Origin of the sequence: Pectobacterium odoriferum (assembly GCF_009931295.1) — a bacterium.
In the GTDB taxonomy this organism is placed as follows: Bacteria; Pseudomonadota; Gammaproteobacteria; order Enterobacterales; family Enterobacteriaceae; genus Pectobacterium; species Pectobacterium odoriferum.
The window spans coordinates 1535104-1552208 of the sequence record NZ_CP034938.1 but is presented as its reverse complement, the minus strand read 5'-3'; the positions used below and the strand labels follow the sequence as shown (position 1 = coordinate 1552208).

General features: G+C 53.1%; 12 protein-coding genes and 1 pseudogene. 9 read left to right on the top strand and 4 right to left on the bottom strand.

Annotation, left to right across the window (positions count from 1 at the left end):
- The first annotated feature begins 4 nt into the window (after positions 1-4).
- The 5 genes from kdpB to EO763_RS06820 all read left to right on the top strand — a co-directional run bounded on the left by kdpB (position 5) and on the right by EO763_RS06820 (position 7068).
- Positions 5-2149, top strand: a complete 2145-nt coding sequence (kdpB, locus tag EO763_RS06840) for a potassium-transporting ATPase subunit KdpB (protein ID WP_161528474.1) — start codon at positions 5-7, stop codon at positions 2147-2149.
- Between the two features lie 19 nt (positions 2150-2168).
- Positions 2169-2744 (top strand): potassium-transporting ATPase subunit KdpC, encoded by a 576-nt coding sequence (gene kdpC / locus EO763_RS06835; protein WP_130623147.1) that lies wholly within the window; start codon positions 2169-2171, stop codon positions 2742-2744.
- 364 nt (positions 2745-3108) lie between these two features.
- Complete coding sequence (gene kdpD, locus EO763_RS06830; protein WP_161528473.1) at positions 3109-5871, top strand: two-component system sensor histidine kinase KdpD; 2763 nt, start codon at positions 3109-3111, stop codon at positions 5869-5871.
- Between the two features lie 5 nt (positions 5872-5876).
- Positions 5877-6557: a two-component system response regulator KdpE gene (gene kdpE / locus EO763_RS06825; RefSeq protein WP_010309408.1), complete on the top strand. Its 681-nt coding sequence runs from the start codon at positions 5877-5879 to the stop codon at positions 6555-6557.
- Between the two features lie 82 nt (positions 6558-6639).
- Positions 6640-7068, top strand: a complete 429-nt coding sequence (locus EO763_RS06820; RefSeq protein WP_039535892.1) for an EamA family transporter — start codon at positions 6640-6642, stop codon at positions 7066-7068.
- A gap of 307 nt (positions 7069-7375) precedes the next feature.
- Here the strand turns inward: EO763_RS06820 and pgm are convergent, their stop codons facing one another.
- Together pgm and seqA are read right to left on the bottom strand one after the other, a co-directional pair.
- Positions 7376-9019 (bottom strand): phosphoglucomutase (alpha-D-glucose-1,6-bisphosphate-dependent), encoded by a 1644-nt coding sequence (gene pgm / locus EO763_RS06815; RefSeq protein WP_039533453.1) that lies wholly within the window; start codon positions 9017-9019, stop codon positions 7376-7378.
- A gap of 47 nt (positions 9020-9066) precedes the next feature.
- Positions 9067-9600 (bottom strand): replication initiation negative regulator SeqA, encoded by a 534-nt coding sequence (gene seqA / locus EO763_RS06810; RefSeq protein ID WP_010298821.1) that lies wholly within the window; start codon positions 9598-9600, stop codon positions 9067-9069.
- A 273-nt stretch (positions 9601-9873) separates the two neighbouring features.
- On the opposite strand from seqA, the gene ybfF reads away from it, so the two are divergent.
- Together ybfF and ybfE are read left to right on the top strand one after the other, a co-directional pair.
- Positions 9874-10641, top strand: a complete 768-nt coding sequence (gene ybfF, locus EO763_RS06805; protein ID WP_161528472.1) for an esterase — start codon at positions 9874-9876, stop codon at positions 10639-10641.
- A 290-nt stretch (positions 10642-10931) separates the two neighbouring features.
- The gene (ybfE, locus tag EO763_RS06800; protein WP_010285457.1) at positions 10932-11213 is read left to right on the top strand and encodes a LexA regulated protein; all 282 of its coding nucleotides are present in this window, start codon (positions 10932-10934) and stop codon (positions 11211-11213) included.
- A 132-nt stretch (positions 11214-11345) separates the two neighbouring features.
- Here ybfE and EO763_RS23755 read toward each other — a convergent pair.
- Positions 11346-13012 (bottom strand): annotated as a pseudogene (locus EO763_RS23755) (methyl-accepting chemotaxis protein).
- Between the two features lie 886 nt (positions 13013-13898).
- On the opposite strand from EO763_RS23755, the gene fldA reads away from it, so the two are divergent.
- Complete coding sequence (gene fldA, locus EO763_RS06790) at positions 13899-14426, top strand: flavodoxin FldA (protein ID WP_161528471.1); 528 nt, start codon at positions 13899-13901, stop codon at positions 14424-14426.
- Between the two features lie 329 nt (positions 14427-14755).
- The gene (gene fur / locus EO763_RS06785) at positions 14756-15205 is read left to right on the top strand and encodes a ferric iron uptake transcriptional regulator (RefSeq protein ID WP_010285452.1); all 450 of its coding nucleotides are present in this window, start codon (positions 14756-14758) and stop codon (positions 15203-15205) included.
- 62 nt (positions 15206-15267) lie between these two features.
- Here the strand turns inward: fur and glnS are convergent, their stop codons facing one another.
- Entirely contained in the window at positions 15268-16926 is a 1659-nt protein-coding gene (gene glnS / locus EO763_RS06780) for a glutamine--tRNA ligase (RefSeq protein ID WP_103860217.1), read from the bottom strand.
- Positions 16927-17105 lie beyond the last annotated feature (179 nt).

Genomic DNA, 17105 nt, shown 5'->3' with positions numbered 1-17105 from the left:
CTTTATGACTCGTCACACGATGAATCATCAGGCAACACAGGAACCGACCTCAACCCAACAGGGTGAGGCCTCCCGCCAGGTTGGCAAACGTAAACAGCAAACGCTGTTTGACAGAACGTTAATCCGTTCGGCGCTGAAAGATGCGTTGAAGAAACTCGACCCGCGCATACAGTGGCGCAACCCGGTCATGTTTGTGGTGTACCTCGGCAGTATGCTGACCACCCTCGTCTGGCTGACTATTCTGGCAGGTAAAACGGAAGGGAATGCCGTGTTTACCGGGCTGGTGTCACTCTGGCTGTGGTTTACCGTGCTGTTCGCCAACATGGCCGAAGCACTGGCGGAAGGTCGCAGCAAAGCGCAGGCAAACGCGCTGAAAGGCGTCAAGAAAACCCGTTGGGCTAACAAGCTCTCCGCGCCGAATCACGATGCCAGTTCAGAATCGGTACCGGCAGACAGCCTGCGTAAAGGCGATATCGTGCTGGTGAGCGCGGGTGAAACCATTCCGTGCGACGGCGAGGTGCTGGAAGGCGGTGCGTCCGTCGATGAAAGCGCCATCACCGGGGAATCCGCGCCGGTGATCCGCGAGTCCGGCGGTGATTTCGCTTCCGTTACGGGTGGTACCCGCGTGCTGTCCGACTGGCTGGTGATTCAGTGCAGCGTCAATCCCGGTGAAACCTTCCTCGACCGAATGATTGCTATGGTTGAAGGTGCACAGCGTCGGAAAACGCCGAACGAAATCGCCTTAACCATTCTGCTGATCGAGCTTACGCTCATCTTCCTGCTGGTGACTGCCACGCTCTACCCTTTCTCCTGGTTCGGCGTACAGGCGAATAACAGTGGTGATGTCGTCGGCGTGACCGTGCTTGTCGCCCTGCTTGTCTGCCTGATCCCGACCACCATCGGTGGCTTACTGTCAGCGATCGGCGTAGCGGGGATGAGCCGGATGCTGGGGGCTAACGTGATCGCCACCAGCGGCCGCGCTGTTGAAGCGGCGGGTGATATCGACGTTCTGCTGCTGGATAAAACCGGCACCATTACGCTAGGTAACCGTCAGGCTTCCGCTTTCCTGCCCGCGCCGGGCGTGACCGAACAGGCGCTGGCTGACGCAGCACGCCTCGCCTCTTTAGCCGATGAAACGCCAGAAGGCCGCAGCATCGTGGTGTTGGCAAAGCAGCGCTTTAATCTGCCGGAGCAGGACTTAACGTCGCTGGACGCCACCTTTGTTCCCTTTACCGCCCAAACACGCATGAGCGGCGTCAATTTTGGGCAGCGTGCCATTCGTAAAGGCGCCGTCGATGCCCTGCGTCGCTACATTGAAGCAAACAATGGCGATTTCCCGCATCAGGTCGAAGAAGCCGTGTCCAACGTCGCACGCAGCGGGGGCACGCCGCTGGTGGTTGCAGAAGGCAAACGCGTGCTTGGCGTGGTGGAGCTGAAAGATATCGTGAAAAGCGGCATCAAGGCGCGCTTTGCCGAACTGCGCAGCATGGGGATCAAAACCGTGATGATCACTGGCGACAACCCGCTCACGGCGGCAGCGATTGCCGCAGAAGCTGGCGTCGATGATTTTCTGGCAGAAGCGACACCGGAAACCAAGCTGGCGCTGATTCGCCAGTATCAGGCCGAAGGGCGGCTGGTGGCGATGACCGGCGACGGCACTAACGATGCCCCCGCGCTGGCACAGGCCGATGTCGCGGTGGCTATGAACTCCGGCACGCAGGCAGCGAAAGAAGCAGGCAACATGGTCGATCTGGATTCCAACCCGACCAAGCTGATCGAAGTGGTGCATATCGGCAAACAGATGCTGATGACGCGCGGCTCTCTCACCACGTTCAGTATCGCAAACGACGTAGCGAAATATTTCGCCATTATCCCGGCTGCCTTTGCTGCCACCTATCCGCAGCTCAATGCGCTAAACGTGATGCAACTGCATTCTCCCACGTCAGCCATGTTGTCAGCGGTGATCTTCAATGCGCTGATTATCGTGTTTCTGATCCCGCTGGCGCTCAAAGGGATTAGCTATCGTCCCATGAGCGCGGCGGCACAGTTAAGTCGCAATCTGTGGATTTATGGTCTTGGCGGGCTGCTGGTGCCGTTCCTCGGTATCAAGCTCATCGATATGTTACTGACCGGGCTGAATCTGGCTTAAGGACTGACGGGTATACGCTATGCGCTATTTACGTTCTTCTTTGTTTTTATTCTTATTACTGTTGCTGTTTACCGGTCTGGCCTACCCGCTGCTGACAACGGTGTTGGCACAGTGGCTGTTCCCAACACAGGCAAACGGATCGCTGATTTACCGTGAGAATGCCGTCGTCGGTTCATCCCTGATCGGGCAATCATTCAGTCGGGCGGGCTATTTTCAGGGGCGTCCGTCGGCCACGTCAGATGCCCCGTATAACGCACTGGCGTCCGGCGGTAGCAATCTGGCCGCCAGCAATCCGGCGCTGGATAAACTGATCGGTGAACGCGCCGCTCACTGGCATCAGGCGATCGGCAACCAACAGCCAGTGCCTGCTGAACTGTTGACGGCCTCCGGCAGCGGGCTCGATCCGCAGATTTCCCCAGAGGCAGCACGTTATCAGGCACTCTATATCGCGCAGGCCAGAGGGATGTCGCTCCAGCAGGTACAGCAATTAATCGATCGCTTTACTGAGACCAGCAAGCCCGCGTTTATTGGGCAGCCAGCGGTCAATGTTCTACTGCTGAATTTGGCGCTGGATAAGGAAAAGCCCCTGCCGTAATCGACAGTGCGTTACTATTAATCATTATACCCGTCATACTTCAAGCTGCTTGTGCGTTGGCTGCCCTTACTCACCCCAGTCACTTACTTGTGTAAGCTCCTGGGGATGAAATGAGAGACATCCTGTCTCTCACCGGAGGCCAGCCGTTGGCTGGTCAAATTCGTTCCCGACGAATTTGTCGCGCGGTTGCCGCGTTACAAGGCCATGCGGCCTTGTCCTAAAGGACCAACGCAGAGCGTTGTTCAAAACGCTCACGTTTTGTCATGCAACTCGAATTATTTAGGGTATATACGGGGAGCCAGACTCCCCGCCGTCTTTGCTGCGGGCTGACCACCGTTCAGGCCGCGCTAATAAGGGATAGAACATGATTGACGGTGAAGATCGTCGCCCGGATCCCGATAGCCTGTTGGCACAGGTCGGTGCGCCGCCGCGTGGCAAGCTGAAGATCTTTTTTGGTGCCTGCGCGGGCGTCGGGAAAACCTATGCCATGTTGCAGGAAGCCCAGCGGCTGCGGGCGCAGGGATTAGATATTCTTGTCGGCGTGGTCGAAACCCACGGCCGCAGCGAAACCGCCGCGCTGCTGGAGGGTTTACCGCTGCTGCCGCTCAGGCATTTTCGCCATCACGGTCGCCACACGGTTGAATTCGATCTGGATGCCGCACTGGCGCGCTGTCCGGCGCTGATTCTGATCGACGAACTGGCGCACAGTAACGTCAACGGCTCTCGCCATCCCAAACGCTGGCAGGACGTGCAGGAACTGCTCGATGCCGGTATCGATGTCTTTACCACAGTGAACGTTCAGCATCTGGAAAGCCTGAACGACGTGGTCGGCGGCGTTACGGGGATTCGCGTAAGAGAAACCGTACCGGACCCGATCTTCGATCAGGCCAGCGAAGTTATTTTGGTGGACCTGCCGCCGGACGATCTGCGCCAGCGCCTGAATGAAGGCAAAGTGTATCTGCCGCTTCAGGCCGAGCGTGCCGTCGAGAATTTTTTCCGTAAAGGCAATTTGATCGCCCTGCGTGAACTGGCGCTGCGGCGCATGGCAGATCGGGTTGACGATCAAATGCGCGCCATGCGAGCTGGGAAAGGCCGCGAGCAAGTCTGGCATACGCGCGATGCCATTCTGTTATGCATTGGCCACGGCACGGGCAATGAAAAACTGGTGCGTACGGCAGCGCGGCTGGCGGCACGATTGGGCAGCGCCTGGCACGCCGTTTACGTTGAAACGCCGCGTCTGCACCGCTTGCCGGAACCGCAGCGACGCGCCATCTTGCGGGCGCTCAAGCTGGCACAGGATTTAGGGGCAGAAACCGTTACGCTGTCCGAACCCGACGAAGAGCTTGCCGTCCTACGCTATGCGCGTGAACACAATCTCGGCAAAATCGTTATTGGCCGCCATGTCGAGCAGCGCTTCGGCTGGTGGTGGCGCACCCGCTTTGCCGAACGGCTCGGCAGGCTGGGGCCGGATCTCGATCTGGTGGTGGTGGCCGTGCAGGATGATACGCCAGCCGCGCCAATTAAAACGCCTGATGCCCGCGGGCTGGTAGAAAAATGGCGTATGCAGCTGTTTGGCTGTGGGCTCGCCACGCTGCTGTGCGCCTTTATTACCCTGCTCGCGTCGTGGTCGCCGTTCGCCATGCTAGAGCCGGTCAATCTGGTGATGATTTATCTGCTGGCCGTGGTGGTGGTTGCGCTTTTCTTTGGTCGCTGGCCGTCGGTGTTCGCCGCCGTCATCAACGTCGCCAGTTTCGATCTCTTCTTTATTCTGCCACGCGGCACGTTTGCCGTATCGGATGCACAATATCTGGTCACTTTTGCCGTGATGCTCGGCGTCGGCCTGCTGGTCGGTAATCTGACCGCTGGCGTACGCTATCAGGCCAGAGTCGCCCGCTATCGCGAACAGCGCGTCCGCCATCTGTATGAGATGTCCAAGGCACTGAACCGTAGCCTGTCCAGTACCGATATTGTCGAAGCCAGCCAGCATTTTCTCAGCACGACGTTTCAGGCTAGGATCGCCGTTCTGCTTGCCGACAGCCTGCATCATACCTCGTCCGAGCTACCGCAACCCGCACGGGATAGTCAGCAGTTGATTGTCGATCATGCTATTGCCCGCTGGAGCTTCGATCACCGCGCACCTGCCGGAGCGGGAACCTCCACCCTGCCCGGCGTGTCGTATCAGATTCTGCCGCTCGCCACCACGCAGCAAATCTTCGGCGTGCTGGCGATCGAACCTAATAACGCTCGGCAGTTGATGATTCCCGAACAGCAGCGCCTGTTGGAAACCTTTACCGTACTGATTGCCAATGCGTTGGAGCGTCTGCATCTGGTGCAAAGCACGGAGAATGCCCGGCTGGATGCCGAACGTGAGCAGTTGCGTAACTCGCTGCTTGCCGCACTCTCGCACGACCTCCGTACACCGCTGACCGTCCTTTTTGGTCAGGCCGAGATTCTGACGTTGAATCTGGCAAGCGAGGGGTCGCCTTATGCCCAACAGGCCAACCAGATTCGCCAGCATATTTTGAACACCACGCGACTGGTGAATAATCTGCTCGATATGGCGCGCATTCAGTCGGATGGTTTTAACCTGCGCAAAGAGTGGCAAACGCCAGAGGAGCTTATCGGCAGTGCCCTGCAACAGCTGGAAAGCGCACTGGCAAAAAACACCATTCAGGTTAATCTACCTGATGAGATGGTTCTGGTTTATTGTGATGCCGGGCTGGTGGAGCGCGTATTCATTAATCTGCTGGAGAATGCGCTGAAGTATGCTGGAGAGCAGGCCACGATCGCGATTTCAGCACGCGTTATCCCCGCAAGCCTTATTTCAGAGAGCACGGCCTCGCAGCCCGATGCACAAGAGAGCGCACTGGAAATCATCGTGCAGGATAATGGCCCGGGGATTGAACACGGCCAGGAAAGCATGATTTTTGATAAATTTTCCCGTGGTCACAAAGAGTCATCGATTCCCGGCGTGGGGCTGGGGTTGGCGATCTGTCGGGCAATTGTGGAAATTCACGGTGGCCGTATCTGGGCAACGAATGCGGAAAGTGGCGGTGCCGCTTTCCATTTCACGCTACCGCTATCGGCACCGCCGGATCTCGAACCAGAAGATATTGAGGAGAACTGAACCCATTGCAGGCCACTATTCTGATCGTTGAAGATGAAAAAGAGATCCGTCGTTTCGTTCGTCAAGCGTTGGAAGGCGAAGGCTGTCGCGTGTTTGACGCCGAAACGATGCAGCGCGGCCTACTGGAAGCGGCCACGCGCAAACCCGATCTGATTATTCTCGACTTGGGCCTGCCGGACGGCAACGGTATCGACTACATCCGCGATTTACGTCAATGGAGCAGCCTGCCCGTGATTGTGCTGTCTGCCCGTACAGACGAGCAGGATAAAATAGACGCGCTGGATGCCGGTGCCGATGACTATCTGACAAAACCGTTCGGCATCGGCGAGCTGCTGGCACGGTTGCGCGTCGCGCTGCGTCGCCACAGCAATACGCAGCAGGAAACGCCGCTGGTGAGTTTCGGTAATATTACTGTCGATTTGCTTAACCGGCAGGTGAATCGTGATGGTCAGGAACTGCACCTCACGCCCATCGAATTTCGCCTGCTGGCAACATTACTCGCCAGCCCCGGTAAAGTGCTAACACAGCGCCAACTCCTGACGCAGGTCTGGGGGCCAAACGCCGTCGAGCACAGCCACTACCTGCGTATTTATATGGGACATCTGCGCCAGAAGCTGGAAAGCGATCCCGCAAGACCGCGCCATCTCTTGACTGAAACCGCTATCGGCTACCGTTTTATGCCGTAAAATCATCTTTCTGTATCAGGCGACGTCCGTGGAGAATCCCTCCCGCTGCACGCGCTTGTCTTTTCTTCAGGAATACGTCGTCATGAGTAGTTGGTTAATTTACGCTTTGCTGTCTGCTGTATGTGCTGCGATGGTTGCGATATTTGGCAAGATTGGTTTGCAGAATTTGGACGCCAATACGGCGACTGCGATTCGTGCCGTCATCATGGCACTTTTTCTGGTGGGCGTGGTGGTTGCGCAAGGTAAGCTGGCGCTGGTCGGTGAAGTTATTGCTAACAAGAAAGCGCTGTTGTTCATTGTGCTCAGCGGTGTCGCGGGTGCACTGTCGTGGCTATTTTATTTTGTCGCGTTGAAGAACGGTAACGTCGCACAGGTCGCGCCGATCGATAAACTCAGCGTAGTCTTCGCCGTCGTGCTGGCGGTCATACTGCTGGGAGAAAAAATTTCGCTGATGGCAGGAGCTGGCGTTGCGCTGATTTCTGTGGGAGCGTTGCTGGTCGCCTTGGGATAAAGGCGTTCTGCGTTTTCTGTCCGTACAAGATTAAAAAAGCAGACCGTTGAAAAACCTATTTGCCGAATGAAAACGGGAGTAACGGAATAGAAGAGTAAAGCGTTTGCGCCAGGGACAAAAACGTCAGGAACGTTTTTGAACGTCGCTTGCGACGGCCCTGAAAGGGTGAATCTCAGGGATGAGATTCATATCTGCGCAACTCGAGCTTACATGGACGTACTTGCAGCGTCTTTACGATCTATCCGTTACACCCGCTCTGCGGACTTTGTCAGCAGTCTGAAAGGCGCTGCAAGCAGCGCCTTTTCACTTATTTAGCCGTTGCGAGAACCGCGCTAACAATCTCTACCGCTTCTTTCTCGATACGCTCGCGGTGTTCCACCCCAAGGAAACTTTCACAGTAGATCTTGTAGGCTTCTTCCGTACCAGAAGGACGCGCGGCAAACCAGCCGTTCTCCGTCATCACTTTCAGGCCACCAATCGATGCCCCGTTCCCCGGCGCAGCGGTCAGGCGTGCGGTAATCGGATCGCCCGCCAGCGTGCTCGCCGATACCTGCTCAGGCGACAGCTTAGACAGCGCAGCTTTTTGTGCATGTGTCGCAGAAGCCTGAATACGGTTGTAGCTCGGCGCGCCAAAGCGCTGTGCCAGCTCATCATAGTGCTGCTGCGGGTTTTTACCCGTCACGGCCGTAATTTCCGCCGCCAGCAGACATAGAATAATGCCGTCTTTGTCCGTCGACCACGGCGTGCCATCGAAACGCAGGAAAGACGCCCCCGCGCTCTCTTCGCCACCGAAGCCAAAGCTGCCGTCATACAGGCCGTCAACGAACCATTTGAAACCAACCGGCACTTCCACCAGCTTACGACCCAAATCTGCCACTACGCGGTCGATCATTGCGCTGGATACAAGCGTTTTGCCGACGGCAACAGACTGCCCCCATAGTGGGCGATGCTGGAACAGATAGTTGATCGCCACCGCCAGATAGTGGTTCGGGTTCATCAGCCCTGCCGGGGTAACAATACCGTGGCGGTCATAGTCAGGATCGTTAGCAAACGCCAGATCGAATTTGTCACGCAGCGCCAGCAGCCCAGCCATCGCGAATTCTGACGAGCAGTCCATACGGATCACACCGTCGTGATCCAGCGACATAAAGCGGAATGTCTGATCGACGGCATCGTTCACCAGCGTCAAATCCAGCTTGTAGTGCTCTGCGATACGCTGCCAGTAGGCAATGCCAGAACCACCCAGCGGGTCGACGCCCAGCTTCAGGCCAGCGCGTTGAATCGCCGCCATGTCCACCACGCTAGCCAGCCCTTCGACATACGCCTGAACCAGATCCTGTTCATGGACGTGTCCGCTTTTCAACGCCTGATCCAGCGTAATACGCTTCACGTCACGCAGTTCATCCGCCAGCAGCGCATTCGCGCGCGTCTCAATGACGCTGGTGAGGTTGGTATCTGCTGGGCCACCGTTTGGCGGATTATATTTGATGCCACCATCTTCCGGCGGGTTGTGGGACGGCGTAATCACAATGCCGTCCGCCAGCGCACCGCCCTGACGATTGTGAACCAGTATCGCGTTAGACACCGCAGGCGTTGGGGTAAAACCATTATCCAACTGAACGATCACATCCACGCCGTTGGCAGCCAGCACCTCAAGCACGGAGATAAACGCTGGCTCGGAGAGCGCGTGAGTATCTTTACCGACATAGCACGGACCGCTGATACCTTGCTTTTTACGCTCTTCAGCAATCGCCTGCGCAATTGCCAGAATGTGCGGTTCATTAAAGCTATGGCGCCCCGCGCTACCGCGATGGCCAGACGTACCGAATTTCACCGCGTGCGCTGTGTTGCCGACTTCCGGGCGCAGCACATAATATTGTGACGTTAACTGTGCCACATTAATCAAATCGCTCTGCTGGGCAGGCTGTCCGGCCCTTGGGTGATTAGCCATTGGCGCTTCTCCCTAACGCTGTAGTTAGATAAATAGTTGATAAATAATTAGATGGTTCCGCACACTTTTTCTGTCAGTTCCGCTGGGAACTGCATCGTCAGCATGATGTGCTCAACCATGCTGCGTTTACGACCGGTATTCGTGTTGGTAATCACCCAGTATGGCGTGCCCGGAATATGTTTGGGCTTGGTGTGCGTGCCATGCTGAAGCAACGTTTGCTGGTCGCCCGCGAAATAAACTCGGGTGCGGCCATGAAGGGATTCTGTCGCGGCAGCAAATTCCTGCGGCGATAAGGTATACAGCGTGGACAGAACCAGCATAAAGCGGTTGATGGCTTTATTCTGTTCAGCGTATTCATCCGACAGCAGCAGCTCACGCAGGGTTCGTACCCGATCGCGCGGGCTCGGCGCAGCGGCAGGCTGAGACGTCGTCGTTGTTGCAACAGCCGCTGGCGTTGTGACAGGCTGCCCAGCGGTAAATTTCAGCATACGCCGTAAAATATCCGATGCGCTCTCACCAATATGCTGTGTGTGGCTGGCAATATAACGATAAAGCTCTTCGTCGACTTCAATAGTTTTCATCTTTATCCAGTGCTGTTTTTACCCATTACCATACAAATTACAGAGACGTTTCCCTTCTGTAACCCGACATCTATGGGTAGATGACTCAAATCAAAAGGATTATACAGGCGTTCAAACATTATCGAACAGCGGCATAGTGGGACAATAGCAAAAGTCAGACTATGCCCCAATGCCTTTCACATCCCTTCGAGTGGCTATACTGTTCCTTCAGCGACAACATTGATTCTAAAGTCATGATACCCTAAGCCCATGTCTCTCTGAATGAACTTCACCATGAAATTGAATCATCGCTGGCAAAATGCGCACCAGCCCACAGATAAGCTCCCTGTCGTCCTGATTCATGGCCTGTTTGGCACATTAGATAACCTTGGCGTATTGGGCCGGGATTTGCAAAATACGCATGACATTCTGCAAATCGATTTACGCAATCACGGTTTGTCGCCACGTTCATCGCAAATGAACTACCCCGCGATGGCGCAGGATGTGCTGGCATTACTGGATGAACTGAACATCGAACGCGCTATCGTTATTGGGCATTCGATGGGCGGAAAAGTCGCCATGGCGCTCAGCGCACTCATTCCCGAACGGTTGGACAAACTGGTCGCCATTGATATCGCGCCGGTGGATTATCAGGTGCGTCGCCACGACACTATCTTTGCCGCACTGCGTGCCGTAACGGAAGCGGGCGTGACATCACGCACGGAAGCGACAACACTCATGCGCCAGCATATAAAGGAAGACGGCGTGATTCAGTTTTTGCTGAAATCCTTCCAACAGGGAGAGTGGCGTTTTAACGTACCCGTTTTGTGGGATGAGTACGAAAACATCGTGGGTTGGCAAGAGGTTCCGGCTTGGCAAGGGCCAATCCTATTCATTCGCGGCGGCGATTCTCCCTATCTGGACGATTCCTACCGCGATTCGCTATTGCGTCAATTCCCGGCGGCGCGTGCGCATGTGGTCAGCGGTGCAGGTCACTGGGTTCACTCAGAAAAACCCGATGCGGTTTTGCGCGCTATTCACCGTTTTCTGGACACGAATTAACCAGACGACACTGACACTGGCGGATTCATGATAACGGCGGCAGTTAACCGTTGTCGCCGCCAGTGCGGCTAGGGTATGATGGCGCCCGCAGTAGAGGGACGGCTGATTCAGCCACAAGCATTGTAACCACTTCATCAAAATGCACGCATAACTTCCCGACATGTTTCACAGATAGAAAACCGCCACCTGACAATCCTGTAGCAGGGTGAGAATAGGCATCGGTTTTATCTTTTGAACAAGACGGACAGCGCGGTGTATTTTGGTCCGAATACCTTGCAGTATCATTACTTATGGCAAAAGAACAAACGGATCGCACCACGCTGGATCTGTTCGCAGACGAGCGTCGTCCGGGCCGCCCCAAGACCAACCCGCTCACGCGTGACGAACAACTAAGAATTAACAAGCGTAATCAACTACGTCGCGACAAAGTTCGTGGGTTGCGCCGTGTTGAATTAAAGATTAACAGCGACGCCGTCGATATTCTGAACAGCCTTGCTGAAGAGCGAAACATTAGCCGCAGTGAATTGATTGAAGAGATGCTGCTGGCGCAGTTGGCCGAACAGCAGTCCTGATTGACGTAACCGGCTATTTATATAACGTAGTACTCACATAACTTAAACATTCACATCTTGTGCGGCGCCATTTCTGACGCCGCCTGAACGTTTACCCAAGATTAAACACGCTATCTCAGATTAAAACGACGCTTAGAATTTTTCCCAGTTGTCGTTACTGGGTGGTAGCGCTTTGCCGGCACGCGGGGCAATCGCCGGCATTTTCTGCACCGGTTTTGCCGCCACTTGCAGCCCTGACTGCGTATCGGACAGTTGGAATAGCGACACCGTCTGGTTCAACAACGCCGCCTGCTCTTCCAGCGACAAGGCTGCTGACGAGGCCTGTTCAACCAACGCGGCGTTTTGCTGCGTTACGCTGTCCATTTCCGCCACGGCCTGACCCACCTGTGCAATCCCTTTGCTCTGCTCTTCCGATGCCGACGCAATTTCACCCATGATATCTGTTACGTTGGTGACCGCACGGACGATATCCTGCATGGTGTCACCGGCATCGCTAACCAGATTGGAGCCGGTATCTACACAGCGAACAGACTCAGAAATCAGCCCTTCAATCTCTTTCGCCGCCTGCGCACTGCGCTGCGCCAGACTGCGGACTTCGCCCGCCACCACGGCAAACCCACGGCCTTGTTCACCCGCACGCGCCGCTTCTACCGCCGCGTTCAGCGCCAGAATGTTAGTCTGGAACGCAATGCCGTTAATCACGGTGGTGATCTCTGCGATTTTTCTTGAGCTGCCGGAGATTTCCGCCATGGTTTTCACCACGTTCTCAACGATTTCACCGCCCTTCTTCGCCGTTGTCGAGGCTTGCAATGCCAGTTGGCTGGCGTGGTTGGCGTTTTCGGCGTTCTGTTTCACCGTCGCCGTCAGTTGCTCCATGCTCGCTGCGGTTTCTTCCAGCGCAGAAGCCTGTTCTTCGGTACGTGAAGACAGATCGTTGTTGCCCGCGGCAATTTCAGAAGCGCCCTGATAGATGGAATCCGTGCTGTTTCTGATCGTGCTAACCGTGCTAGCCAAACTCCCCTGCATTTCACGCAGCAGTGGGAACAAACGACCCACGCAGTTGTTACCGAAGTCCAAAATCGGCTTGCCCAGGTGGCCGGAAGCAATCACGCTAAAGTGATAGCGCAGATCGTTTAACGGACGAACCAGACACACCACCAGATAGCGGTCGGTCAGGAACAGCATGATCAGGCCGATAACCAACCCGCTCAGCAAAATGTTCTGTCCAATCGTGGTGATTTGTTCAAAACGAACACCTGCGGCATCGAATTTTTCCGCGCTGGCGTTACTGAATGCGGAAAGAGAAGCGCCAAACTGACGACTCAATGGCGGCACAACGTTTTTAGCCTGATTTTGGTAGTCATCCAGCGCATTGGCAACAGCCTTCTGATAAAGCGGTTCAACGCCCTGAACAACCAGGTTATTCCAGTCACGGCTAACGGCCTGTACCAGCGCAGCATCCAGACCCGCATGATCGATAGCATTAAACGCCACCAAATCAGATTTCAGTTTATCCAGCGCAACAAGTGCAGAAGCTTGCTCTTTATCTGCGGTGGCATTATCACCGCTGCGACGCGCGTCAACTGCACGCGCCAGACGGGTTACCATACGGAAATATTGATCGTTACCCTGGTTGATAAAATTCATGTTCTGAACCAGCAAGGTGCTGGTTTTCGAGGTCGCCGTCATCTCTTTAAAAGAGAACATGGTATATATTGATACGCCCCCCAAAGAACACAAAAAATGCCCAGCACCCATAGCATAGCGGTTCTAATGGCAATATTTTTTATAAGTTTCATAGCTCACTCCAAATCAGGAAAATGGTTAAAAAGATTTTTATCGCTAATCAACCGATATGAATCAGAAAATTCACACCATGAAACAAGCCACTTCTCCCTAGCGTTCACATTTCACCGAGTTGAAAACTCAAAAATCACGCTAACTCATCGGCTAAATACAGAGAATGTTTAGCGTTCTCGCTATATTTCTTAATATAATTTTTCATACTGAGAATAAACCCACTTATTTTTATAGATATAAGTATTTTAATCATAGCGTTGCACGCAAATGCCCCGCGCGCCCACGCCCTGCGTGCGTTGGCATGGATAGGCTATTAGGCGAAAAGGCAATTTGAATGAAATTTAATTTTATTCTTTAACATCAAAAGAATAAAACCATTTCTTACATGCTTGCATCGTTTCAGCTGCAAATGGTTATAATTCTTATTCCCGTTCATTAGGAATATTCCCGCGAACTGTTACAGGTTTTCAATTCTATAAAAACATTATCTTTTGTACGCATTTTAATTCCCACGAATAGCAATGTACCGCTCCGTGATTTTTATTCCTCACAAACAGAAGTCTGCTTTTAATTACAATCGAAACAAACCATAAAATAAAAAGCATATTCATAAAAAATGAAACGCCGTTATAAGTAAATAGCCGCAACTGTATTAAGGGAATGTGCGCATAATCTCAGACGATAACATAATCCCTATTCATTATAGGGAATTTAGCATCAGCAGAGATGCTTTCATTTTCTTACTTACCTTCGCATTTCATACGCTCTTGATTTACGCATCCTTACCGATACGAGTTTCTCCCGATGTGAGTGTCTGTTACTATTAACGGATAAGTGGGTGAAATATTACACCATACCATTAGGAATCAAGAGGTTATTCAATTCATGGCACTCATCGGAATATTCTTTGGCAGTGATACTGGCAACACTGAAAACATCGCCAAAACGATTCAACAGCAGTTAGGCACCAACGTTGCTGATGTTCATGACATCGCCAAAAGCAGCAAAGAAGACCTCGAAGGTTTCGATATTCTGCTGCTGGGTATTCCAACCTGGTATTACGGTGAAGCTCAGTGCGATTGGGATGACTTCTTCCCGTCGTTGGAAGAAGTGGATTTCACAGGAAAATTGGTTGCCCTGTTTGGCTGCGGCGATCAGGAAGATTATGCAGAATACTTCTGTGATGCCATGGGCACCATCCGTGACATTATTGAGCCTCGCGGCGCGACGATTGTCGGCCACTGGCCAACAGAGGGCTATTACTTTGAAGCTTCTAAAGGTCTCGCCGACGACAATCACTTCATCGGCCTGGCTATCGATGAAGACCGTCAGCCTGAACTGACCAGCGAACGCGTGACAACGTGGGTGAAACAGATCAGCGATGAGCTGAACCTGCAAGAACTGGTTGGCTAAGCCATTTTGGCTCTGATAATCCCTATCAGAGCCAAAATAGCATTGATAGGTAAAACCTTTCATAATAATTGATACATTTTTTTAACTTCTATCAGTAAACCTGTACAATAATCCCATCGGCTTTGTACGTGCATCATCATTTCCTCATTCATCAACAACGAATTGCGTTGTATACCAATAGTGTGAATGGGGACAATATTGTTAACATTCGCTTGTTTTCATTTTGTATGCGCGGTTCTATAATTGAGACGCTTTTGCATTTTTTGAGCCGACCGATGTCATAGGCTAGGCAGCCTCCATTGATAAGTAAGCAACAGGATTAAACCCGCATGACTGACAACAATACCGCATTAAAGAAGGCCGGCCTGAAAGTCACTCTTCCAAGACTGAAAATACTGGAAGTGTTACAGGACCCTGTCTGCCATCACGTCAGTGCGGAAGATTTATATAAGAAACTGATTGATATGGGCGAAGAGATTGGTCTTGCTACCGTCTATCGCGTACTCAACCAGTTTGATGATGCGGGTATCGTAACCCGTCATAACTTCGAAGGTGGCAAATCCGTCTTTGAATTGACGCAGCAGCATCATCACGATCACTTAATTTGCCTCGACTGTGGCAAAGTCATTGAATTCCGCGATGAATATATCGAAGCACGTCAGCGCGAGATCGCAGAAAGACACGGCATCAAACTGTCCAACCACAGTCTGTATCTCTATGGGCATTGCAGTGAAGGGGATTGCCGAGAGGATGAAACCCTGCACGATTCCACACGATAAATCGACCGCATAAAAAAATAAAACCGCCGAGGCGGTTTTATTTTTGTCTTCTACTGGTGGCCTTAGCCTACCCAGGTATCTCGCAGTCCAACCGTACGGTTAAACACCAGATGTTCTGCACTGGAGTAAACACGGTCAGCACAGAAATAGCCTTCACGCTCAAACTGATACGCTTTCTCTACTTCCGCCTGCGCCAGACTCGCTTCCACAAAACCTTGCGTAATTTTCAGTGAGTCTGGATTAATCGTCGACAGGAAGTCGTCCGCCGCCCCCGGATTGGCCACACTGAACAGGCGATCGTACAAGCGGAATTCTGCTGGTACCGCGTGTGCCGCAGAAACCCAGTGGATAACGCCTTTCACTTTACGGCCGTCAGCCGGATCTTTGCTCAGCGTTTCCGCATCATAGCTACAGTAAATCGTGGTGATGGTGCCCTGCTCATCTTTCTCAATGCGCTCTGCTTTGATCACATAGGCATTACGCAGACGCACTTCTTTACCCAGCACCAGACGCTTGTATTGTTTGTTGGCTTCTTCACGGAAGTCGGCGCGATCGATGTAAACTTCGCGGCTAAATGCGACCTGACGTGAGCCCATTTCCGGCTTGTTCGGATGGTTTGGCATCGCGACAAACTCTTCATGCTCGGCGGGCAGATTCTCAATCACGACTTTGACCGGATCCAACACGGCCATTGCACGCGGAGCATTCTCATTCAGATCGTCACGGATACAGGACTCAAGCGCGGCCATTTCCACGTTGTTGTCCTGCTTCGTTACGCCAATGCGCACACAGAACTCACGGATAGATGACGCGCTGTAACCACGACGGCGTAAACCAGAGATGGTCGGCATACGCGGATCGTCCCATCCTTCAACGACGTTTTCCACAACCAGCTGATTCAGCTTACGCTTGGACATAATCGCGTATTCGAGATTAAGGCGGGAGAACTCGTACTGACGCGGGTGACAAGGAATGGTGATGTTATCCAGCACCCAGTCATACAGACGGCGGTTGTCCTGGAATTCCAGCGTACACAGCGAATGCGTGATCCCTTCCAACGCATCGGAAATGCAGTGGGTGAAGTCATACATCGGATAGATGCACCACTTGTTGCCCGTCTGGTGATGATCGGCAAATTTAATACGGTACAACACCGGATCGCGCATCACGATAAAGGACGATGCCATATCGATTTTTGCACGCAGACAGGCTGTACCTTCCGCAAATCCGCCGTTACGCATTTTTTCAAACAGCGCCAGGTTTTCCTGCACGGTACGATCGCGGTAAGGGCTGTTTTTGCCCGGTGCCGTCAGCGTACCGCGGTATTCACGGATCTGCTCGGGCGTCAGTTCATCAACGTAAGCCAGCCCTTTACCGATCAGCTCAACCGCATAAGCGTGCAGTTGATCGAAATAATCAGAAGAATAGCGAACGTCGCCGCTCCATGAAAAGCCCAGCCACTCGACGTCACGTTTGATCGACTCAACGTATTCGATATCTTCTTTTACTGGGTTGGTGTCGTCAAAACGCAGGTTGCATTGCCCCTGATAGTCACGCGCGATACCAAAATTCAGGCAAATAGATTTTGCATGCCCAATATGCAGATAGCCGTTCGGCTCTGGCGGGAAACGCGTCTGAATATGGTCATGCTTACCGGACGCCAGATCTTCATCGATAATCTGACGGATAAAGTTGGTTGGGCGGGCTTCAGCCTCACTCATTCTTCATTCCTCAATGCTAAAACGACGTATAACCGACAATGATCCAACAAGCTACGCTGGGAAACAACCGTTAGTTTCATTTAATTATTCATAACGAAAAAAAAGGGCGAGATTGCTATCTCGCCCTATCCATGTCATCGGTATAACACCACGTTAAACGATCAACATCGTCATATTAC

Coding starts and splice junctions, on each gene's coding strand:
- kdpB (WP_161528474.1), top strand. CDS start 5: ATGACTCGTCACACGATGAATCATCAGGCAACACAGGAACCGACCTCA.
- kdpC (WP_130623147.1), top strand. CDS start 2,169: ATGCGCTATTTACGTTCTTCTTTGTTTTTATTCTTATTACTGTTGCTG.
- kdpD (WP_161528473.1), top strand. CDS start 3,109: ATGATTGACGGTGAAGATCGTCGCCCGGATCCCGATAGCCTGTTGGCA.
- EO763_RS06820 (WP_039535892.1), top strand. CDS start 6,640: ATGAGTAGTTGGTTAATTTACGCTTTGCTGTCTGCTGTATGTGCTGCG.
- pgm (WP_039533453.1), bottom strand. CDS start 9,019: ATGGCTAATCACCCAAGGGCCGGACAGCCTGCCCAGCAGAGCGATTTG.
- seqA (WP_010298821.1), bottom strand. CDS start 9,600: ATGAAAACTATTGAAGTCGACGAAGAGCTTTATCGTTATATTGCCAGC.
- ybfF (WP_161528472.1), top strand. CDS start 9,874: ATGAAATTGAATCATCGCTGGCAAAATGCGCACCAGCCCACAGATAAG.
- ybfE (WP_010285457.1), top strand. CDS start 10,932: ATGGCAAAAGAACAAACGGATCGCACCACGCTGGATCTGTTCGCAGAC.
- fldA (WP_161528471.1), top strand. CDS start 13,899: ATGGCACTCATCGGAATATTCTTTGGCAGTGATACTGGCAACACTGAA.
- fur (WP_010285452.1), top strand. CDS start 14,756: ATGACTGACAACAATACCGCATTAAAGAAGGCCGGCCTGAAAGTCACT.
- glnS (WP_103860217.1), bottom strand. CDS start 16,926: ATGAGTGAGGCTGAAGCCCGCCCAACCAACTTTATCCGTCAGATTATC.